The 21,788-nt window shown below is 70.1% G+C and carries 10 protein-coding genes, 1 tRNA gene and 1 pseudogene; 6 read left to right on the forward strand and 6 right to left on the reverse strand.

Going from position 1 to position 21,788, the window contains the following annotated elements:
• Nucleotides 1-74: 74 nt before the first annotated feature.
• Both OG714_RS08305 and OG714_RS08310 read left to right on the forward strand, forming a co-directional pair.
• Nucleotides 75-1,112 (forward strand): LacI family DNA-binding transcriptional regulator, encoded by a 1,038-nt coding sequence (locus OG714_RS08305; protein WP_406119633.1) that lies wholly within the window; start codon nucleotides 75-77, stop codon nucleotides 1,110-1,112.
• Nucleotides 1,109-3,070: a DUF2264 domain-containing protein gene (locus OG714_RS08310; protein WP_406119634.1), complete on the forward strand. Its 1,962-nt coding sequence runs from the start codon at nucleotides 1,109-1,111 to the stop codon at nucleotides 3,068-3,070. The genes OG714_RS08305 and OG714_RS08310 overlap by 4 nt, the downstream gene beginning before the upstream one ends.
• A 54-nt stretch (nucleotides 3,071-3,124) precedes the next feature.
• Here the strand turns inward: OG714_RS08310 and OG714_RS08315 are convergent, their stop codons facing one another.
• Together OG714_RS08315 and OG714_RS08320 are read right to left on the reverse strand one after the other, a co-directional pair.
• Nucleotides 3,125-4,114, reverse strand: a complete 990-nt coding sequence (locus tag OG714_RS08315) for a glycoside hydrolase family 6 protein (RefSeq protein WP_406119635.1) — start codon at nucleotides 4,112-4,114, stop codon at nucleotides 3,125-3,127.
• 116 nt (nucleotides 4,115-4,230) lie between these two features.
• Nucleotides 4,231-6,507 (reverse strand): glycoside hydrolase family 9 protein, encoded by a 2,277-nt coding sequence (locus OG714_RS08320; RefSeq protein ID WP_406119636.1) that lies wholly within the window; start codon nucleotides 6,505-6,507, stop codon nucleotides 4,231-4,233.
• 339 nt (nucleotides 6,508-6,846) lie between these two features.
• Between OG714_RS08320 and OG714_RS08325 the strand changes: the two genes are divergently transcribed.
• The 3 genes from OG714_RS08325 to OG714_RS08335 all read left to right on the forward strand — a co-directional run bounded on the left by OG714_RS08325 (nucleotide 6,847) and on the right by OG714_RS08335 (nucleotide 11,090).
• Nucleotides 6,847-8,214: a GH1 family beta-glucosidase gene (locus OG714_RS08325; RefSeq protein WP_406119638.1), complete on the forward strand. Its 1,368-nt coding sequence runs from the start codon at nucleotides 6,847-6,849 to the stop codon at nucleotides 8,212-8,214.
• A 78-nt stretch (nucleotides 8,215-8,292) separates the two neighbouring features.
• Entirely contained in the window at nucleotides 8,293-9,294 is a 1,002-nt protein-coding gene (locus tag OG714_RS08330) for a LacI family DNA-binding transcriptional regulator (RefSeq protein ID WP_406119640.1), read from the forward strand.
• A 122-nt stretch (nucleotides 9,295-9,416) separates the two neighbouring features.
• On the forward strand, nucleotides 9,417-11,090 hold the full coding sequence (locus OG714_RS08335; RefSeq protein ID WP_406119642.1) for a glycosyltransferase: 1,674 nt from the start codon (nucleotides 9,417-9,419) through the stop codon (nucleotides 11,088-11,090).
• Between the two features lie 39 nt (nucleotides 11,091-11,129).
• Here the strand turns inward: OG714_RS08335 and OG714_RS08340 are convergent, their stop codons facing one another.
• The 3 genes from OG714_RS08340 to OG714_RS08350 form a co-directional block, all read right to left on the reverse strand.
• Nucleotides 11,130-13,103 (reverse strand): discoidin domain-containing protein, encoded by a 1,974-nt coding sequence (locus OG714_RS08340; protein WP_406119643.1) that lies wholly within the window; start codon nucleotides 13,101-13,103, stop codon nucleotides 11,130-11,132.
• 102 nt (nucleotides 13,104-13,205) lie between these two features.
• Entirely contained in the window at nucleotides 13,206-16,766 is a 3,561-nt protein-coding gene (locus OG714_RS08345; RefSeq protein ID WP_406119644.1) for a choice-of-anchor D domain-containing protein, read from the reverse strand.
• Between the two features lie 254 nt (nucleotides 16,767-17,020).
• Entirely contained in the window at nucleotides 17,021-20,161 is a 3,141-nt protein-coding gene (locus OG714_RS08350) for a discoidin domain-containing protein (protein WP_406119645.1), read from the reverse strand.
• Between the two features lie 1,019 nt (nucleotides 20,162-21,180).
• Here OG714_RS08350 and OG714_RS08355 point away from each other — a divergent pair.
• Nucleotides 21,181-21,609, forward strand: a pseudogene (locus OG714_RS08355) (carbohydrate binding domain-containing protein); the annotation flags it as partial.
• A gap of 97 nt (nucleotides 21,610-21,706) precedes the next feature.
• Here the strand turns inward: OG714_RS08355 and OG714_RS08360 are convergent.
• A tRNA-Pro gene (locus tag OG714_RS08360) sits at nucleotides 21,707-21,780 on the reverse strand.
• Nucleotides 21,781-21,788 lie beyond the last annotated feature (8 nt).

A 21,788-nucleotide genomic window follows, 5' to 3' on the forward strand; every position in this document is an offset into this window, starting at 1 on the left:
CTGTTCACCGGAGCGAGGAGAAGCAGAGCATGGCTCAAGGTCGGGGTTCCGCGGGTCGGGCGACGATCCGTGACGTGGCATCGCGCGCGGGCGTGTCCGTCGCCACCGTCTCGCGGATTCTCAGCGGGGCGTACACCGCGCCACCGGCGACGCACGAGCGGGTCATGCAGGCCGTACACGACCTCGACTACGTGGTCAACGCCAACGCCCGCTCCCTCAACACGACTTCGGGTCTGATCGCGATGGTGGTCAACGACATCACCTCGCCGTTCTTCATGAACGTCGCCTCCGGAGTCGAGGAACAGGCCGTCGCAGACGGCCGGGTCTGCCTGGTCTGTTCCACGCAGGGTGTCCCGGAGCGGGAGTTGTCGGTGATCGAGCTGATGCGTCAGCGCGGTGCGGAGGCGATCATCCTGGTCGGCGGCATGGCCGAGACCGAGGAGCATCTCGCCCAACTCACCGCCGCCGCCGAGGGATTGGAACGGGCCGGCTCCCGCCTCGTGCTCTGTGCCCGGCCGTGGAAGGGCGGCGCGAAGGCACCGGTGGACGTGGTGGAGTGCGACATGGAGAGCGGCGCCTTCGCCGCCACCAGCCACCTTCTCTCCGCCGGTCACACCCGGGTGGCCCACCTGGCGGGACCGCACGAGTTCAGCGTGGCGGGCCAGCGCCTCGAGGGGTACGAACGAGCCCTGCGCGCCCACGGCGTCAAGCCCGACCCCGCGCTCGTCGCCGAGAGCGACATGACCCGCGAGTCCGGCTACGAGGCGGCCTGCCGCCTGCTGACCGACACCGACGCCACCGCTATCTTCTGCGCCAGCGACATGAGCGCGGCCGGTGCCATCGCCGCCGCCCGCGACCTGGGCCGCTCGGTCCCCGACGACCTCTCCGTGGTCGGCTTCGACGACATCCCGCTCGCCGAGGACCTCTACCCCCGGCTGACCACCGTGCACGTCCCCCAGCAGGAACTCGGCCGCTCCGCGACCCGCCTCGCCCTGCACCGCCGCCCCATGGACCCGCCGAGCCGCCGTGTGGTGCTCGGCTCGCATGTCGTCGTACGCCAGTCGGTGGCGCCCCCGGCCCGCCTCAACACCGTTGGAAAGGTGGACAGTTGATACCGGAGGACCGGCTCCTCTCCCCCCACACCGGCTGGACGCGCGCACACTGGGAGGCGCTGGCCGACGCCCAGCTGACCGCCGTCCGCCCGTACTCCACGGACCGGCACGCCCTGCTCCGTCTCCCCGGCCCCGCCAGCCGCAACGGCCGGCACAGCGACGGCCTCGAAGGTTTCGCCCGCACCTTCCTGCTCGCCGGCTTCCGCCTGGCCCACTCCGGCGCCGACGACCCGGCCGGCCACGCCGGTTGGTACGCCGAGGGCCTGACCGCGGGCACCGACCCGCACTCCCCGGAACACTGGCCGAGCATGCGCGAGTGCGGGCAGGCCAAGGTGGAGTGCGCGTCGGTGGCCATCGCGCTGCACGAGACCCGGCCCTGGATCTGGGACCGGCTCGACGACGCCGTACGGCAGCGGATCGTCGCCTGGATGACGGAGCTGCTCGGCAGCGAGGTCCCCGACAACAACTGGGTCTGGTTCAGGGCGATCACGTCTGCGTTCCTGCGCTCGGTCGGCGCCCCGTGGAGCGCGCCCGACATCGACCACGCGATCGCGCGCACGGAGGCCTGGTACGCGGGCGACGGCTGGTACTCCGACGGCGGCGGCACCGGCGGCCCGCTCCGCCACTTCGACCACTACTCGGGCTGGGCCATGCACTACTACCCGCTCTGGTACTGCCGCGTCTCCGGCGCCGACGCGGACCCCGCCCTGCTCCCCCGCTACCGGGCCCGGCTGCGCGGCTACCTGGACGACGCCCAGCACCTCGTGGCGGCGGACGGCGCGCCGCTGTTCCAGGGCCGCTCCCTGACGTACCGCTACGCGATGCTCTGCCCGCTGTGGGCGGGCGCCGTCTTCGACGCCACTCCCCTGCCGGCGGGCCGCACCCGCCGCCTCGCGAGCGGAGTCCTACGGCACTTCACCGAGGCCGGCTGCTTCGACGAGCGTGGGCTCCAACCACTGGGCTGGCACGGGGAGTTCGCGGCGATCCGGCAGCCGTACTCGGGACCCGGTTCACCGTACTGGTCGAGCAAGGGCTTCGCCGGGCTGGTGCTGTCGGCGGACCACCCGGTGTGGACGGAGAAGGAGGAGGCGCTGCCGATCGAACCCCGGGACGTGCGGCGGACGTTGACCGCCCCGGGGTGGCTCGTCTCGGGCACGGCGGCGGACGGGATCGTCCGCGTCGTCAACCACGGCAGCGACCACGCGTCCGGTGACGGTGCCGACGCCGAGGCGGACGACCCGGTCTACAGCCGCCTCGCCTACGCCTCCCATGCCGCCCCCGACTGCACGGAGGCGAGCCTGAACGACCCGCTCGACTCGCACATCGCACTGCTCGACGCCGAGGAACGGCCGTCCCACCGGCGCCCGTTGACCCGCCTGCACCTGGGCGTACACACCGCCGTCTCCCGCCATCGCGCGCACTGGCCGGTCGGCCCGGTGCCCGCCCCGTATGCCCACGATCCCGCGCCCGACTTCCGTACGGGGCCGTGGATCACGACGGCGTCCGTACTGAACGGGCCGCTGGAGGTGCGGCTCGCTCGGGTCGACGGACTGTGGCAGGAGCCGTTGCGGCTACGGCTCGGCGGTTACTGCCTGGCCGCGACCGAGCCGCCCGGCATGCACCTGGAGCCCCAGCCGGCCGCATGGGTGCGCAGCCCAACCGGCCTGTCCAGCACGGTGGTCGGGCTGCGCGGTTTCGACGAGGCGGGCATCGCCACCGCGCGCGACGCCAACGCCTTCGGACCGCACTCGGCGACACCCTGGCTCGCCACGACGACGGAGGTCCAACTGGGCACGGTCTACGCCGCGTTGGTCTGTCTCTCCGGGGTGGTCGCGGGTCCGGGTGCCGCCGAAGCCGTACGTCTGGAGGTCTGTTACGACGGTGACGGCACCGCCCTCGCGTCCGTCACCTGGCCCGACGGCACCCAGGACAACGTCCGCTTGGAGCCGCCGAGTTGATGAGCGGGACGGTGTGGGACGCGGGCTGTCAGGGGCCCACGCCCCACACCGCGATCACGTGCCGTCGATGAGCCTGACGGCGAGATCGGGACTGAACTGCCCGGCGGGCACAGTCGGTGCGACGCCGCACCGACCATCGGAGTTCCCCGGTGTCTTGACCCACAACAGCAGGTCCTCGGCACCGCCCACCCGTGGTGTGACACCGAGTTTGCGGCCGGCGGGGTTGCACCATTCGCCGTTGGAGCCGTTGCCGTTGCGGCTGGTGTCGACGGCGAAGTGGGAGGTGCCGCCGAGCGCGGAGTTGATCGAGTTGCCGTAGGTCTCCGAGGACGGGGTGGTGTAGAAGTTCGAGACGTTCAGGGAGAAGCCGCGGATGTTGGCGACGCCCGCCGACCTCAACCGGCTCGCCATGGTCGCCGGGTCGACCCAGTTGGTGTGTCCGGCGTCGAGGTAGGCCCAGGTGTTGGGGGCCTTCTGCTGGAACATCTGGGTGGCGTAGGAGAGCATCGCGAGGCGGTCGCTGATCTGTGCGCCGGTCAGGCAGCTGAAGTCGGACAGGGCGTCCGGCTCGATGACGACGACGGCGGGGTGGGTGCCGACCGCCGCCGCGAAGGTGGAGATCCAGGTGCGGTAGGCGGCCACGCTGCCCGCGCCGCCGGACGATTCGCCGCCGCACGCGTCCCGGCCCGGGATGTTGTACGCGACCAGGACCGGCAGTTTGTCGTGGCTGTCGGCGGCACCGACGTAGCCGGACACGGCCGGTCCGATCCCCGCGCTCTCGTTGGCGAACCAGCGGGCGATCGGCTGGGACGCGATGGCCGACTTGATGCGTGCGGCTCGGGCGTCGGAGGCGTTGTCGCGGACCCAGACCGCCGGGCCGGAGTCGGGGTTGGAATAGAAGCCGCTCGTCAGGGAGACCGGGCTGGCGGCGGCCGCCGAACCGGTCGCCGCGAGCGACAGTGGCGCAACGAGCAGGCAGATCAGGGCAGTTCGGAACGAGACGGATTTCAGCGAGTCGGTTTTGAGCAGGGCTTTCCAGCGCATGGTGCGTCCCTATCTCTCGGGGCGGGGCCGCCGTGGACCCCTCGGCTCGGCACCCGCCCGCGCTCGTCCGAGCGCGGGCGGAGCCACGGCGGTACATACCGTTCGATCAGCGGTGCTCAGCGCGCCGAGTCGGCGGCGAAGGTCGCCACCCAGGCGAGCGCGGAGTTCCAGTTGATGGCGACCTCGTTGGTCGAGTACGAGTAGATGTCGTCGATGTAGCAGGTGGCCGGGGCGCAGCCGACGAGGTTCTGCTGCGCGACCGGGTCCTGGAGGGCCGAGTCGGGGCCGCCGGCCAGTGAACCGGGCGGCGGGCTGGGCAGGTTGGCGTCGATCTGGTGGGCCCAGATGCGGTTGTGCTGGTTGTGGCTGAACCGGGTGCCGTAGCCGGTGACGAAGGACTGGTTCAGGGCGTTGCGGCCCAGGAGGTAGTCCAGTGACTCCAGGACGGCGCTGCGATAGCTGTCCCGGTGGGTGAGGTCGTAGGCGGTCGCGATGACCATGGCGTTGTTCGCGGTGACGCTGTTGGAGCCCCAGACGTAGGCGCCGTCGGTGGGGAGGTTGGGGTTCGGATAACCCTGCGACCGCTCGTCGCGTACGAAGCCGTCCGCGACGGCGAGGACCCGCTTGCGGGCGGCGGCGACCATGCGGGACGGAAAACGGCTCGGCAGGCGGACGACGGTGAGGTCGGCCAGCGCTCCGGTGTCCCGCCAGGAGAACCCGGCCGGGGTGATCCCCGTGTCGATGCGGGACAGGTAGGCGCGGTCGTGTGTGGTGGCGTACAACTCCGTTGCGGCCCAGGAGAATTCGTCGGTCACGTCCGTGTCGGCGTACGCTCCGCCGCCGACGCTGTCGCCGCTCGGGGCGTACACGTCGGGGTGGGCGAGCGCGGCCTTCCAGGCGGTCTCGGCGGCGGTCAGGCACTTGTGCGCGAAAGCGGCGTCGTAGCGGGCCCAGACCCGGGCGCACTGGGCGCCCGCGGCGGCCAGGTTGAGGGTCGCGGCCGTGGACGGCGCGTGCAGGTAACGGGGTTGGGAGTCCTGGTCGGGCCGGGTGGGCAGGGCGGTCCAGGCCAGGTCGTGGACCTTGTGGTGGACCATGCCGGCGAGCGGTTCGCCCGCCGGGACCTGCATGCTCAGCAGGAACTCGGTCTCCCAGCGGGACTCGTCGAGGACGTCCGGTACATCGTTGTGGTTCTCGGGGATGCTCAGCAGTCCGTCGCGCAGCCCGGCCAAGTCGCCCTGGGCGCGGGAGCGTTCGTAGGAGTCCATCAACTGCCAGGCCGCGAGGGCCCCGTTGACGACGTACTTGCCCTGGTCGCCCGCGTCGTACCAACCGCCCTGGACGTCAAGGGAGTAGTCGCAAGTGCCAGGCAGGCAGGGCACGTTGGTGTCGCCCTTGTTGGGGGCCACGCCGACATGCCCTGCGGGGCGGGCGTAGGCGTCACCAGCGTACTGGGCCTCGATGGGCGTACCGCTGCGGACGTCGTAGAAGTACCCCAACGAGTCTTTGCGCAGGGCGGTGTAGGGGTTCTCCGCGATGGCGAACGGGTAGCTGGTCGCGTCGCCGACGACGAGCGTGTATCCCGTGCCGGCCTTGCGCACCGAGCTGAAGTCGGCGATGTGCACATGGTCGCCGGAGGCGGCGTCCGTGCCCTGGACATCGGTGCGGCCCGACTTCACGACCTCACCCGAGTCGTCGAGCAGGCGCCAACGCACGGACTTCGTCGAGGAGTTGACGATCGACGCCTTCTTGGGGCCGTGGACCGCGTAGCCGTACTGGTTCGTCCTCACCGGAGAGCCGAAGTCGCGTCCGCCGCCCGGGGGTGTCGCGCCGCCGGTGAGGGAGACGTCGTCGAGGCAGAGGGTGAACGGCTGCGCGGCGCCGCCCTGTTGGAAGGAGAGCTGGGCGTGCAGGTTGGCGGCGGTGGAGTTGCCGGTGAACTGGAAGGTCTTCGGTGTGGTGGTGACGGCGGCGGTCTTGTTGAGGGTGGTCGTGAACGGGGCGGCGGGCAGCTGCAGTACGGCGTGGATCGACACGTCCCGGGTGGCGGAGGCCGTGAAGCGCAGCGTGTAGGGCCGGCCGGCCTCCAGTGGGATGTCGTTCTGGCCGATCATCGAGTCCCAGACGTTGACGGTCCCGCCGGGGACGTCGGCGCACAGACGGCCCGAGGTGACGGCGGACGGCGTGTTGCCGCTGCTCCACCAGGAGGTCTTGCCGTTGTCGAACGTGCCGTTGAGCACCCGTTCGTAGGGCGCGTCCGCGGCCTGCGCGGACGTCACGGGAAGCACAGGGGTCGCCGCCAGGGTGGCGACGGTCAGGGCGGGCGCGAGAAGGACCGCGCCCCATCTGGTCCTGCGGAACTCGGTCCTGCGAAATCTGGTCCTGCGGAACATACCGGGCCCTCTCGGTGACAGGGTCCCGGCTCGGTGCGGCGTCAGTGCCAGATGGTCGGTGGGGGCGACGAGGCTGTCAAGACTTCACACACAGGAGCCATCTCCACGGTCTTTCCGCGTCCGGACCCTTCACAGACCGAACGTTCCACTTCTAGTCTGCGACTGTTAGCGCTTCCAGTTTCAGACGGAGGCATCGCACAGGAACCGGCCGGGCTGTGGCGTCAACCCAGTTCCATCCCAGGTCAGCAGCTGTATTCACATCGAGGACGAGGGCACTCCGACTGTCACCGCTCTCGGAATATCCCGTAGACGGAGGTTCAAGTCAGTGAGTTCGAGTCAGTGAGCACGTTCGGTCCCGGCTTCCTGTGGGGCGCCGCCACATCGAGCTATCAGATCGAGGGCGCGATCGCGGAGGACGGCCGGGGGCCCTCGATCTGGGACACCTTCGCGGCCACACCGGGCGCCGTCCGGGGCGGTGACACCGGGGCCGTCGCGGCCGACCACTACCACCGCTTCCCCGGGGACATCGCGCTGATGGCCCAACTCGGCCTGCGCGCCTACCGGTTCTCCCTCGCGTGGCCCCGGATCCAGCCGAGCGGCTCCGGCCCGGCGAACCAGCGCGGCCTCGACTTCTACCGCCGTCTCACGGACACCCTCCTGGACCACGGCATCCAGCCCTGGCCCACCCTCTACCACTGGGACCTGCCCCAGCCGCTGGAGGACGCCGGCGGCTGGCCGGTGCGGGACACGGCCGAGCGGTTCGCCGAGTACTCGGCCCTCGCGCACGAGGCGCTGGGCGACCGCGTCGCCCACTGGACCACCCTCAACGAGCCGTGGTGCTCGGCCTTCCTCGGCTACGCCACGGGCCGCCACGCCCCCGGCCGCCGCGAGCCCGCCGCCGCAGTACGCGCCGCCCATCACCTGCTGCTCGCCCACGGGTTGGCGGCGGAGGCGATACGCGACGGCGGCTCGCACATCGGCATCACGCTCAACCTCACCCACGTCACCCCGCTCGGCACCGAGCCCGCCGACCTGGACGCGGCCCGCCGTGTCGACGGCATGCAGAACCGCCTCTTCCTCGACCCGCTGCTGCGCGGCGCCTACCCCGACGACGTGCTCGACGACCTCCGCGAGGTCACGGGCACCGGCCACATCCGCGACGGCGACCTGAAGCGGATCGGGGCGCCGCTGGACCACCTGGGCATCAACTACTACGCGCCGATGCTGGTCGCGGGCAGCGCGACACCGGTCCAATCCGCCTATGTGGGCTCGCCGTTGGTCCGTGTCGCCGACGGCGGCCGGCCGCGCACCGCGATGGGCTGGGAGATCGACGAGCGGGGACTCCTGGACCTCCTCCTGCGGCTCAAGGCCGACTATCCGGCCGTACCCCTGTACATCACGGAGAACGGCGCCGCCTTCGACGACGTGGTCGAGCGGGACGGGGCGCACGGGGCGGTGCGTGAGGTGGTGCACGACACGGACCGGATCGCCTATCTGGACGGCCATCTCCGTGCCTGCGCACGGGCGATCGACCGCGGTGTGCCGCTCAGGGGCTACTTCGTCTGGTCGTTCCTCGACAACTTCGAGTGGTCCTTCGGCTACGGGCCCCGCTTCGGCATCGTGCACGTCGACTACGCGACCCAGCGCCGTACACCGAAGGACAGCGCCCGCTGGTACGCGGAGGTCATCCGGCGCGGCGGCCCGTGACGCCGTCAGCGCTTACAGTGCTGCTACCGCCCACCCCCGCTACCACCCGCCCCTCCGTACGAACTGGAGTCGCCCCACATGACCACACGGCCGCCGACGCTCGACGAGGTGGCGCTGCGCGCCGGGGTGTCCGTCGGAACCGTCTCGCGTGTGATCAACAACCGCCGGCATGTCAGCCAGAAGGCGCGGCAGGCTGTGGAGAGCGCCGTGGCGGAGCTGGGCTATGTGCCGAACGTGGCGGCCCGTTCGCTCGCCTCGCAGCGGCGCGGCGCGGTGGTGCTGGCGATCTCCAGCGACGATCCGGCGCTGTTCGCCAACCTCTTCTTCGCCGAGGTCATCACCGGGGTCAACGCGGTGGTGGAGGAGACCGACCTCGAACTGCTGCTGATCCTGGCCGCGGGCGAGCGGGGCCGGACCCGGCTCACCCGCATCCTCCAGTCCCGGGGTGCCGACGGCGTAATGCTGCTGGCCCTGCGCGAGAACGATCCGCTGGCGAAAGTCGCCGAGGCGGGGAACGTCCCCGTCGTCCACGGAGGCCGCTCCCTCGAGAAGGCCCCGCGCTGGTACGTGGACGCCGACAACCGGGGTGGGGCCCGCGAGGCGGTGGAGTACCTGATCTCTACGGGCCGCCGCGCCATCGGCACCGTCACCGGCCCGCTCGACATGCACGCGGGTGTCTCCCGCTACCTGGGCTTCCGCGAGGCGGTCGCCCTGGCCGGGCTGGCGGACCACCGGGTGGCGCACGGGGACTTCAGCGAGCTGGGCGGTGCCACGGCGACCGCCCGTCTCCTCGACGAACACCCGGACCTGGACGCGGTGTTCGTCGCCTCGGACGCCATGGCGGCGGGCGCCCTGCACGTCCTGCGCGAGCGCGGCCGGTCCGTCCCCGAGGACGTCGCGGTCGTCGGCTTCAACGACATCCTCACCGCCCGGCACACCCAGCCCGCCCTGACGACGATCCGCCAGCCCATCGTGGCGCTCGGCAGCGAGATGACCCGGATGCTGGTGCGCGTACTGGCCGGCGAGGAGCCGACGCCGCTCATCCTGCCGACGGAACTGGTGATCAGGGAATCCGCGTAGCGCGGCGGTCCCGGCCGTCCGGCCCTTCGCACATTCCGTAAGGCGCACCCCAAGGGCCGTACAACTAATCCCCAACAACAAGTGTCTCGTAGGGCAACAACACTTGTCCCGGGGGGGATATTTTGATCAAGGTAAGCGTTGTCGTACCCGTGTACAACGCCGGTTCCTACATTGACCGTTGCGCGCCTTCGCTCGTCAACCAGAGCATGGGGACCGACGCGTACGAGGTCGTGTACGTCGACGACGGGTCGACGGACGACTCCGCCGAACGCCTCGGTCGACTTGCCGAGGCCCATTCGCACGTCCGGGTCTACCGGCAGGAGAACTCCGGCTGGCCGGGCAAGCCGCGCAACGTGGGGATCGACCGGGCCAAGGGGAAGTACGTCCAATTCGTCGACCAGGACGACGAGTTGTCGTACGAGGCGCTGGAGCGGCTGTACGCCCTGGCGGAGCGCAACGGGTCGGACATCGTGCTGGGCAAGGTGCACGGGACGATGCAGGGGCCCAGCAACGTGTTCAAGCGGACGGTCGAGCGGTGCACCGCCGCGGACGCCCCGCTCTTCGAGAGCCTGACGCCGCACAAGATGTTCCGCCGTGACTTCCTGCGGGAGCACGGGATCCGCTTCCCGGAGGGGCGGGTCAGGCTGGAGGACCAGCTGTTCATGGCGCGCACCTACGTGCGGGCCAAGACGGTGTCGATACTCGGCAACTACCCCTGCTACCAGTGGAATCGGCGCGAGGACGGCGGCAACAACAGCAGCCGCCGGATCACCGCCGACGACTACTACGGCCACCTGGACAAGGTCGTGGAGGCGATCAAGGAGGGCACGCCTCCGGGCGACCTCCAGGACCGGCTGCTGCGCCGCTCGTACCGGGTGGAGCTGCTACGGCCGGTGAGCGAGCCGCGTGTGCTGCGGCGCACCGGCAAGGACTTGGAGGAGTACTTCACCACCGTCCGCCGGATGGCGATGACGAGTTACCCGCCCGGGGTGAGCGAGGGGCTCCCGGCGATCAGCCGGCTGCGGGCGGAGCTGCTCGTGCAGGGCCGGCTGGACTCCCTGGTCGAACTCGCCCGCCGCACCGAGCAGATCAGGGCACACGTCGAGGTGGACGACATGCGCTGGCGGAACGAGAAGCTGGTGATCCGGACCCGCGTCGCCATGGTCCGGGCCGACGGCGAACCGCTGACCGTGGTGGAGCGCGGGGGCCGGATGCTGCTCGACCCCGAACTCCTCAACGGCATTGAGGGAGCGGAGAACTGGGAGGTCCCCGATCCCTTCTCGCACGCGTACGGCGAACTCATCGTGCACGACACCGCCGACAACCACTGGTGGTACCCCGACGGGGAGTTGACGCCGGCCCTGGAACCGCTCGGCGGCGACCGCCACCGGGTCGTGGTCTCCGGTGAGACGGTCATCGACCCGCTGACCATCCGCGGTGACGCGCCCATGGACTCGGGCGCCTATCAAGTCTGGGCCAGCGCACAGCTGTTGGGCGTCGGCCGCCGTCCCCGGCTGGCCCCCGCCCAGGGCCGCGCCCGTATCGCCCTCGGCACCGTCGCCGTCGGCGCACCCCCGCGTCTCGTCTCCCCCACCTGGGCCGGGCCGGGCGGCCAGCTCCGGCTCGCCGTCGGCGACCCCGGCCGGATCGGCACCACCCGCCGCGTCCTGCTCCGGACCACCGCCGACCACCGCCTGCGCCACGGCGTCCGCGAGGTACTGCGGCGCCTGCCACCGGGCGCACGCAAGAACATCCGCGCCAGGGCGCGGCGGGCGGAGAGCTGGATGCTGGGGTAGCGGGGGCACGGGGGCCGTAGGGGCGAGGCCCGGTGTCCGTCAGGCGCCGAAGACCTGGAACTCCGAGACCTGCCCGGCCGGCCAGCCGGTGTTCGCCGTGATGGTGAGCCGTATGTAGCGGGTGGTGACGGTGGACGGGAGCGTGAGGGTCGCGGTGTTCCCGGTCGCCGGGTCGAAAGTGTAGCCCGCCGGGGTGAGGAGTTGGGTGGTGGTGCCTGCGTCCGTGCCGCCCTGGACGGTGATCGTCTGGGTGCGGGTGGCCCAGGCGGTCGCCGGCGGAAGGCGGAGGACGATCCGCTTGACGCCGGTCGCGGCGCCCAGATCGACCTGGACCCACTGCGGGAAGGCGTTGTTGGCGGACTCCCAGTAGGTGGTGGTGTCGCCGTCGGTCGCGTTGCCGGAGGCGTAGATCTGGGTGTGGCTGCTCTCCGAAGTGGCGCGGTGGAGCGCCAAGTTGGTGGTGCTGGACGGGGGGTCGGTCGTGACGGTGACCTGGCTGGAGGGTTGCGAGACGTTGCCCGCCGCGTCGTAGGCGACGACGTCGAAGGTGTAGGCGGTGGACGCGCCAAGTCCGGTGACGGTGAAGGAGGTTGAGCTGGTGGTGCCCACCTGTGTGCTGGTCGAGCCGGAGACCCGCAGGACGTGGTAGCCGCTCACGCCGACGTTGTCGGTCGCCGTGTTCCAGCTCAGCGAGACGGAGTCACTGGTGTGTCCGGTGGCGGTCAGGCCGGCCGGCGCGGCGGGCGGTGTGGTGTCACCGCCGTTCGGAACCACCGGCTGGGTGGGGCGAGTTGGGGTCAGCGCGAGCTGGCCCTTGAGCATGCGGCCGCCGTCGCCGGTCAGGCGCAGGTAGTAGTCGGAGGAGCAGGCGGTGCCGTCCTCGTCGAGGGCGAGGAACCCGGAGTTGGTGGGCACCCAGGCCTGGGTCTCGGCGGTCTTGGCGATCTGGTTGCCCTCGTTGTACTCGTCGAACATCGAGATGTAGATGCCCTGCACCCCGGCCCGCACCATGTTGTAGAACTGCCGCCACATGAAGTCGCCGTGCGCGCGCTGCCGGCCGGAGACGTCACCGGGCAGGACGCAGGGCTGGAAGTCGACGCCGTTGGCGTTGCAGTCGGCCTGGTCGGGGACGGTGTAGGTGGTGTACGCGTTGTCGGCCTCGGTCACGTTGCCGATGGCGCCGACCATCCACGGCGAGATCATGTTGAAGGCGTGGTAGACACCCAGGAAGCCGGGCTGCGAGCCCTCGGTCCCCGTCCGCCATTCGCGCGGGACGCCGCCGATGACGTAACAGCCCTGATTCTTGAACCAGTTGACGACGTCGAGGCAGGCGTCGGGGGTGAAGGGGTGGTTGGGGTCGTTGAAGCCGAAGCCCCAGACGCATACGACCGGCTTGCCGTTCTGCTTCGCGTAGGCCGAACTCGCGGTGTGCGCGGACATCTTGTTCGTCCAGTCCGTCTTGATCTCGGACTGCATGTTCGTCCAGTTGGAGACGTCGTACATGATGTAGAACTTCCGGCCGTACGACTCGGCGGCGGCGCGCACCTTGGTCGCCATGGCGTCGCGGGTGGGGCCCTCGCCGCCGGTGGGGTTGAAGCGTTGCAGGGCTGCCGTGTCGATGTTGTTCTGCTGCATCCACAGGAAGTGGGTGTTCACCGTCTGCTGGTCGTAGGAGGAGAACAGCTTGGCGGGCTGGCCGTTGCCGAGGGCGGCGTACGACGTCTGATACGTGTTGGTGTACTCGCGCACGTCGGGCCAGCAGCTGATGCCGGTGTTGTTCGGGGACGGCGGCTGGCCCCAGTCCTGGGTCCAGTGCCACCAGCCGTTGATGGGCGCGCCGTCGCCGATGCAGGCGAACCAGCCCTGGTAGCCGACGGTGATCTTGCCGACGACGTCGCCCGGCCCGCTGGCCGCCGACGCGGTGGGGGCGAGTACGGTCTCGGTCGCGCCCACGGTTCCCACCGCGGCGGTCGCGATCGCGGCTCTCAGGAAGACTCTGCGTGTGACACCCATCTGGACTCCTCCGGACTCCTGTTGACGCCTGTCGACTCCGCTTCGGTGGGCGGTGCCGCCGAGCGCGCTCACGCTCGCGCTCGGCGGCACCATCGGGTCCGATCAGGTGTTCCAGACCTGGAACTCCGAGATCTGACCCGCCGGCCAGCCGTTGTTCGCCGTGATGTTCACCCGCAGGTATCGCTGGGTGGTCGCGGTGAACGTGAGGGTGACCGTGTTGTTGGTGGTGGGATCGAAGGTGTACGTCGCCGATGACTTGACGGTGCTGAAGGCGGCGCCGTCGGTGCTGCCCGACAGGGACAGCGTCTGGTTGCGGGCGCCCCAGCTCGCGGGGAGTTGGAGGACGACCCGGCTCGCGCTCTGTGCCGAACCGAGGTCCACCTGGACCCACTGCGGGAAGGCGTTGTTGGCGCTCTCCCAGTAGGTGCCCTGGTTGCCGTCCGTGACGTTCGACGACGCGTACACGTCGGTGTGGCTGGACTCGGTGGTGGCCGCGCCGGCCGCCAGGTTCCTGCTCACCGTGCCGGCGCCGACTCCGGTCAGCGCGACCGTGGTTGTGCCGTTCGACGCGTTGCTGGCGATGCTGAGGTCACCGGCGCGGGTGCCGGACGCGGTGGGTGTGAACGTGACGCTCACCGTGCAGGAGGCGCCCGCCGCGATCGACGAACCGCAGGTGTTGGTCTGCGCGAAGTCGCCGGTCACGGTGATGCCGGAGACGGTCGCGGCCGCGGTCCCGGTGTTGGTCACCGTGACCGTCTTCGCGCTGCTGGCGGTGTTGAGCGCCTGCGTGGGATACGACAAGGACGTCGGGTCGGCCGACAGGGTCGCCGGTGAGGAGCCGCCGCTGCTGGGGAACACCTCGAAGTCCGACAACTGGGCAGCGTTCCAGCCCGAGTTGGCGGTGATGTTGACCCGTACGTATCTCGCGGTGGCCGAACTGAACGTGATGGTCACCGTGTTGGCGTTGGCGCTCGGGTCGAAGGTGTACCCGGCCGAGGCCTTGATCGTGGAGAAGCTGGAGCCGTCCGTGGATCCCTGCACCGACAGGGTCTGCGTACGGGCCGACCACGCGGTCGCCGGCGGGAGTTTGAGCACGACCTTGCCGACGCCGTAGTTCTGGCCGAGGTCGACCTGGGCCCACTGCGGGAACGAACCGAGCGTGCCCTCCCAGTACGTGGACGCGTCCGTGTCGGTGAGGTTCGAGGCGACGTACGGACTGCTGCTCGAACTCGCCGACGCGGGACGCCCGGCGGCGATGTTGGTGGTGCTGTCGATGCCACTGCCGGTCAGGGATACGACAGTTGGGCTGTTGTTGGCGTTGCTGGTGACGGTCAGGTTGCCGGCGCGCGCTCCGCCCGTGGTGGGCTTGAAGCCGACGGTCACCGTGCAGGACGCGCCGACCGCGACGGTGGAGCAGTTGTTGGTCTGGCTGAAGTCACCGGTCGCCGCGACGGCCGAGACGGTCGCCGATGCCGTACCCGAGTTGGTCACCGTCACCGTCTGCGCGGTGGCCGACGAGCCGACCACCGTGGCGGGGAAGGACAGGCTCGCCGGATCGGTGTTCAGTACCGGGCCCGGCGCGGTGCCGATTCCGGAGAGGGTGACCGTGTTGGTGGTGCCGCCCGCGTTGACGGTCAGCGCGCCGTTACGGCTGCCGGTCGCCGTCGGCGTGAACTTCACGCTGACGGTGCACGAGCCGTTCGCCGCGATCGACGAGCCGCAGGTGTTGGTCTGGGCGTAGTCGCCGCTGGTGGCGATCGAGGAGACGGACGCGGCGGTGTTGGTCGGGTTGGAGACCGTCACAGTCTGCGCGGCGCTCGTCGAACCGGTCGCCACGGAACCGAAGTTGAGCGCGCCGGGGGTGGCCGTCACTCCTTCCGACGGGTAGGGCGGGTAGACCGGCGCGGGCCAACCGCCGCAGTACGGCGTGCCGCTGATGCCGGAGTTGCCGCCGCCGTCGGTGATGACGAAGTTGCCGCCCGAGCAGTTGTACACCGGGGTCGAGTAACCGACGCCGGTGGCCGTGACGTTGGTGAACTTGGCGGCGCCGCCGGTCTGTTCCTGGAGGGCGAAGGTTCCGGTGCCGGCGATGGTGACGTTGTTGAGGTTGACGCCGCTGATGGTGCCCTCGACCCACTGGACGGCTTCGTAAGGGCTCTGCTGGATGAGCGCGTTGGTCACGTTGATCGGGCCGGTGATCGCGCCCTGGCTGCCGTCGAACCACAACGCGCCTACGCCGAACTGCCAGTTGGGGTCGAGGCTGCCGGCGCGGACCATGGTGTTGTCGGAGATGGTGGTGGTGCCGACCGGCGTCGACGTGAAGCGCTGCCCCACGTGGATGCCGCCGCCCTGGGCGATGCCGGTGTCGACCACGCGGTTGCCGCTGACGGTGTTGTCGTGGCCGCCGTAGATCGCGATGGCGTTGGCGAGGATCTGAAGTGACACCGTGTTGTTGGAGATCGTGTCGTTGGCGTCGGCGCCGAGAGCCGAGTCCGCCCAGGTGGCGATGCCGTCGTCGCCGGTGTTGCGGATCTCGCTGTTGGTCACCTTCGAGTTGGTGACGCCGCCATGGAAGTTGATGCCGTCCGCGGTGGTGTCACGGATGCGCATGCCGGTGAACGTCAGCCCGTCCATCGGCCCGTCCATCCAGGCGCCGACCTTCATGTGGTCGATCCACAGGTTGGACACGGTCGAGTCGCTCATCGCGCCGCCGATGCCGTTGACCTGGGCGCTGTCGTCGCGTTCCTGCACATTGCCGAAGATCGCGAAGTTCTGCAGGCGCACATCGGTGCTCGCGTTGGGTGCGGAGTTGCCGTAGAAGCCGGGGGCCGTGCCGATGACGGTCGAGTACCACATGCCGGCGCCGGCGATCGTGACGTTGTTGACGCTGATGTGCCCGGGGATGTTGAAGGTGCCCGGCGGGATCCACACGGTCCCGCCGGGGCCCGCCGAGCTGATCGCGGCGTTGAACGCGCTGGTCGCGTCGGCCACGCCGGTCGCGTCGGCGCCCTTGCTGGTCACCGACACCGCGCCCGAGGGTGCGGTCAGGGCTGCGCCGACCTGCTCGAAGTCGGCGAAGTCGATCGTGTACGAGGACGCGGTGTCGCCCGCGTCGACCTGGAGCTTGAAGGTCGTTCCCGCCGGATACGTGGTGGAGAACAGGCGGTGGGCCTCGTCGTAGAAGTGGTGCGGGTTGCTGCCCGGTGTGTTGGTGAAGGGGTAGCTGCCGTAGTACCAGCTGTAGGCGTTGGTCAGGGTGAAGTCGGGCTGCTTGACGCCGTTGACGTACAGCGACAGCGCGGCGGTGTAGACCGAGCCGCCCGAGGTGTCGGGGATGCTGTAGCGGAAGTTGATCGAGTTGGTCGCCACCGGCGTGGTGAACGTGACGTACTGGCCGGTGCCCTGGAGCGTTGTCGCCTTGCGGTACGACGCCTCGTCGGCGAGCTGGCCCGCGGTGTAACTCGGGCCGATGGACGTGCCGTTGGTGGCGGAGTTCTCCGCCTGCACCTCGACGTACGGCAGGCTCGCGCCGCTGCCGCCGGTGGCGGTGGACGCCGCCGCGGCGGGTGGGACGGCCAGAGCGAAGACGCCTACGGCCGCCAGCATCACGGTGCTGACCGCCCAGGCGAGGGCTCGTCTCAGGTCTCGGATGGAATGGAACACGTGCCACTCCTTACGTAATGAAATGCCGGAACTGTCGCGCTGGCGCCGCCAGAGAGGGAGCGGAGATGGGGGGTCGGTGACGATGCATGGGGGACCGTAATATCGTTGACATGATCACGCAATAACTAGACAGGACTCTGCAACAAACAAATTTGAGACCTGCAAGATCTCATGTGCCCCGCGCACATGACGGTGCCGCCGGACGGAATGTCCGGCGGCACCGTGGGGAGGGTGGGGTCGGGAGGAGGGCGGGGTCAGGCGTTCCAGACCTGGAATTCGGACACCTGGCCCGCCGGCCAGCCGGTGTTGGCGGTGATGGTGACGCGGTAGTAGCGCTGGGTGGTGGCGGGGAAGGTGAGCGTCACGGTGTTCTTGGTGCCCGGGTCGAAGGTGTGGGCGGCCGAGGCCTTCAGGGTGGTGAAGGTGGTGCCGTCGGCACTGCCGGCGAGGGCCAGGGTCTGGGTGCGGGCGCCCCAGCCGGCGGGCAGTTGCAGCACCACGCGGGAGGCGCTCCGGGCCGAGCCCAGGTCGACCTGGACCCACTGCGGGAACGTGTTGTTGGCGCTCTCCCAGTAGGAACCCTGGTTGCCGTCCGTGACGTTCGACGACGGGTACACGTCGGTGTGGCTGGACTCGCTGGTGGGCTTGCCGGCGGCGAGATCGGTCCCGGCGCTGTCGGTGCCGGTGCCCGAAAGGGCCACCGTGGTCGGGCTGTTGGACTGGTTGCCGGTCAGGGTGAGGGTGCCGGTGCGGGTGCCGGCGGCGGTGGGTGTGAAGGTGACGGAAACCGTGCAGTTCGCGCCGGCGGCCAGCGAGGTGCCGCAGGTGCCGGTCCGGGCGAAGTCGCCGCCGACGGTGACTCCGGTCAACGAGGCAGCGGCGGTACCGGAGTTGGTGACCGTGACGGTCTGTGCGGCGCTGGTCGTGTTCACGGCCTGGTCGGCGAAGGTCAGCGATCCCGGAGACGCGGTCAGGACGGCCGACGGCGAGCCGCTACTCGCCGTGAAGGCAAGGGAGTTGATGTTCCAGCCGCCGCTGTCCTGATTCAGCGTCAGGATCTGTCGGCCGGCGGGGAGGGTCACGTGCGTGGTCGCGCTGCCCCAGGTCTGCCAGTCGCCGGTGGCGGGCAGGTCGACGGCTCCGGTGAGGTTCGTGCCGGAGGCGTCCGACAGGTGCAGTGCGCCGGGCACCGCGGACGGGGCCGCGATACGGAGGCCGAGGGTGTAGGTGCCGGCCGTGGCGACGTCCACGGTGTAGCGGAACCACTGCCCGGCGCCGGTCCAGCCCAGGTTGTAACCGCCGCCGGTGTCCGAGGTGTTGTCCAGGTCCACGCCGTCGGCGCGGTAGGAGTTGGCGTTGCCGTTGACGGAGGTGACGTTGTACGCGACCCCTTGTCCGCCGGTGTCGTAGTCCTCCGCCTGGACCGTGCCGGGTACGGCGGCCGGGGTGCCGCCGTAGGGGCCCTCGGGAGCGGGCGGCGGCCAGTGGTTGTCGCTCAACGTCGCTACGAAACCGGTGGAGTTGTTGACGAAGGCCGAGGTGCCGGCGCCAAGTTTCGTGACGGTGTTGCCGGTTATCGTCGCGGAGCCGGTGGGCGCGGGGTAGAACGGCGGCGAGATCGCGATGCCGTTGCGGCCGGGATCGCTGACCGTGTTGTCCTGGAGCAGGGTGTTGGTCGAGGTGGAGAAGGCGATCCCGTCGTAGAGGGAGCCGGTGACGGTGTTGCCGGTCACCGTGACCTTGTCGACGGTCCCGGTGTTCTGTCCGTCGCCGCCGTTGCCGATGTGCAGGGCGGGCTGGCCCTGGCCGTAGGCGTTGCCGCCGGAGCGGACCACGGTGTTGCCCGTCACGTTCGCGGACAGCAGGTCGCTGCCGTTGACACCGAAGCGCCCGGCGCCCAGACCGATGTAACGGGCGGTGTCGCTGATGTAGTTGTCCCTGACCTGGTGGTCGCTGCCTCCGTAGATCCCGATGCCCTTGCCGCCCCAGGGCGCGATCGAGGTGTTGTCGCTGACGGTGACATCGCTCATCGGGTTGTAGTGGGTCTGGGAACCGTCGCTGTTGGTGTTGTACGCCACCGAGTTGATGGCGATCGCGTCGTCCCCGGTGCCGCGCACGAAGTTGTTCGTGACCGTCAGGTCGTTCCCGGTGTCGGCGCCCAGCGACACGTTGTTCACGTTGATCCCGTCCGCCCAGATCGACGTCAGCCTGCTGTTCTTCACCGTCCCGCCGGTGCCGGAGGCCCAGAAGCCGGACATGGTGTGCTGGGTCCAGATGCCGTCGGCCAGCCAGTCGGTACCGGTGGTGTCCATCGCGCCGCCGTCCCCGCCGATGGTGCTCCGGCTGACGGCGTTGGCGTCGATGTGGAAGTTACGCACCGTGCACGAGGTCAGGTCGAACAGGGCTGCCAGCGGTGTGGTGTTGGGGACCGGGACGTCTCGGTAGACCGTGCTGTACCAGAGGCCGGCGCCCGCGATGGTGATGCCCTGGGCGTTCAGTCCCGCGGTGCCCTTCACATAGAAGGTGCCCTGTGGGATCCACAGGGTCCTGCCCTGGGCCTGTGCCTGGTCGATGCAGGTCTGGATGGCGGCCCGGCTGTCCACGGACCGGCTGTCGGCCGCGCCGTTGGTCGGGTTGTCGTCCGACACCGCACCGCAGCTCGTGATCGAGATCGAGTTCGCCGGCTGTGTCTGCGGCGCCGGCGGGTCCTCCACGTCGACGGAGTCCACGTCGTAGAAGGACGCGTTGTTGTCGGCGTCCTTCCGCAGCGAGAACGTGGCGCCTGACGGGATCGGTGACCCGGTGACGAAGGTGTGCGACTCGTCCCAGAAGACCCTCGGGTCACCGTCGGCCGGATTCTGGTCGTCGCTCGTGTTGTAGTTGCCGTTGCCCTCATACACCCAGCTCTGCCGGGAGTTGAGGTTCAGCGCCTGCCGGAACACCCCGTTGACGTACAGGTTCAGCGTGCCGGTGACCCCACCGCCGGATGCCGAATCGGGCACGCTGGCGCGGACGTTGAGGAAGGAGATCGGCTGCCCGGTGGTGTTCGTCCACTGCACCGACTGGCCCGTGCCGTCCAGGTGGACATAGGAATGGCCCGAGGCTTCCAGGGCGGCGCTCGAGTACTGCGTCGCCGGCGCCGAGGTCAGCGAGCGGACGGCCGCGCCGCCGCCGGGAGTTCCGCCCTCGGCCTCATAGACGGAGAACGGCGTCGTCGCACCCACCGCCGCGCTCGCCGCCGCGCTCGCCGCCGCGCTCGCCGCCACCTTGGCCGGGGGCGTCTTGGCCGGGGGCGCCTGCTGTGTGGCGGCGGCCGGTAAGACGGACACGCACAGCGCACCGACCGCGGCGACGACGGCCACCGCCAGTCGCCGGGGTCTGGGAATCGTCAGCATGTGAGGCTCCTTCACGGAGTGGGGGGAGACCGGCGCCCCGACCGTACAGAGACCGCATCCAGCCCGCTAGATTCCGACGAAGCAAAGAATTAATTGCGCAAGCTGCTGCAAGTTTCTTGCTAAGTTACGCAAATAGATGACGCACCCCAGACGGCACGCAGGCTGAAGGAGCGGTCCTGGATTTCTCCGGGATCGAGTCGTGCGGCCCTGCGATGAAGGCGATCAGGGCGTCGAGGTCGGTCTCGTCACACCGCCGGTCGACCAGCCCGTCGGCCGGTCGAGCGCCTCGGCCCGTTCGCACAGCTCGGCGAACCCCTTCCCGTTTCCCGCAGATGATGTGCCCGTCGCGGACGTACCGCGCCACGGTGTCGCGCCAACTCCGCACCCACGAAGGCCAGGGACTTCGGACCGGTCCAGGTCAACGCCCCGTCGACGTACGGCTGTCCCTGACCTCACGGGCGTCGAGCCGGGCTTCCTCGGGCGCGGCACCGGCTGAACCTCCGGAGCGGGCGCTGCGTATCCATTCGGCGGGGACAGCTCGGGTCTCTGCCACGGGACGGAAGGAGAGCACCGTGCCCACACCGCCCACGTCCGACACATCGGACGACCGCACCGTGCTGGAGCCCATCCGCGTGCTGCGCCCGCGCCGCACCGACGCACTGGCCCAACTGCTCGACGAGATACGTCAGGACAAGGACTACCGCAGTCACGCGACCGAGACCGTACCCGTCCCGCACGCGCCGACCGACGCAGAGACGCAGGAACTCCCGCCCGTCCCCGGCGGCACGACGGAGAGACTGCCCGCACCCGACGGCAACGCCCGTCCACCGCGCCCCGTCGACGGCCCGCACATGGGGCCCGGACAGCGCCGGGCGGCCGTGCTGATCGCCGTCGCCGCGGCGGCCGTCGCCGGCTTCGGCTGCTCCCTCCTGATCCCCAGCCCCACCGAGGCCACCCCGGCCACTCCCTCGGCGAGCGCGTCGGCCGCCCCGTCGTCAGCCGCCCCGAGCGCGGTCGGGGCAGCCGACGTCCTGGCCAACCCCGGCTTCGAGTCGGGCGGCGTCTCGCCGTGGAGCTGCGCCGGCAACCCGGGCTCCGTCGTCACCTCCCCCGTCCACGCGGGCTCCAAGGCCCTCCAGGGGACGGTGAGTTCGCGCGACACCGCGCAGTGCGACCAGACCGTCGCGGTACGGCCGAACACCACCTACTCACTCAGCGGCTGGGTCCGCGGCTCCTACGTCTACCTGGGCGTGACCGGCGGCACCTCCACCTGGGCCACTTCCCCCGCTGCCTACACCCGGCTGAACGTCTCCTTCACCACAGGCCCGACCCAGACCGAGGCGACCGTCTACGTGCACGGCTGGTACGCACAGGGCCGGTACTACGCCGACGACATCGCCCTGAACGGGCCCGGTGGCGACACTCAAACCCGGAACCCGCCGTCAGGCGGTCCCACACGGTGAACCACAAACGGCAGAGACGCTGAAGGGGCGGCCCCGGATTTCTCCGGGGCCGCCCCTTCAACTCATCTACGACTCCATCGAGTCGGGACGACAGGATTTGAACCTGCGACCCCTTGACCCCCAGTCAAGTGCGCTACCAAGCTGCGCCACGTCCCGCTCGCGCC

The sequence above is a fragment of the Streptomyces sp. NBC_00989 genome (assembly GCF_045162655.1).
In the GTDB taxonomy this organism is placed as follows: domain Bacteria; phylum Actinomycetota; class Actinomycetes; order Streptomycetales; family Streptomycetaceae; genus Streptomyces.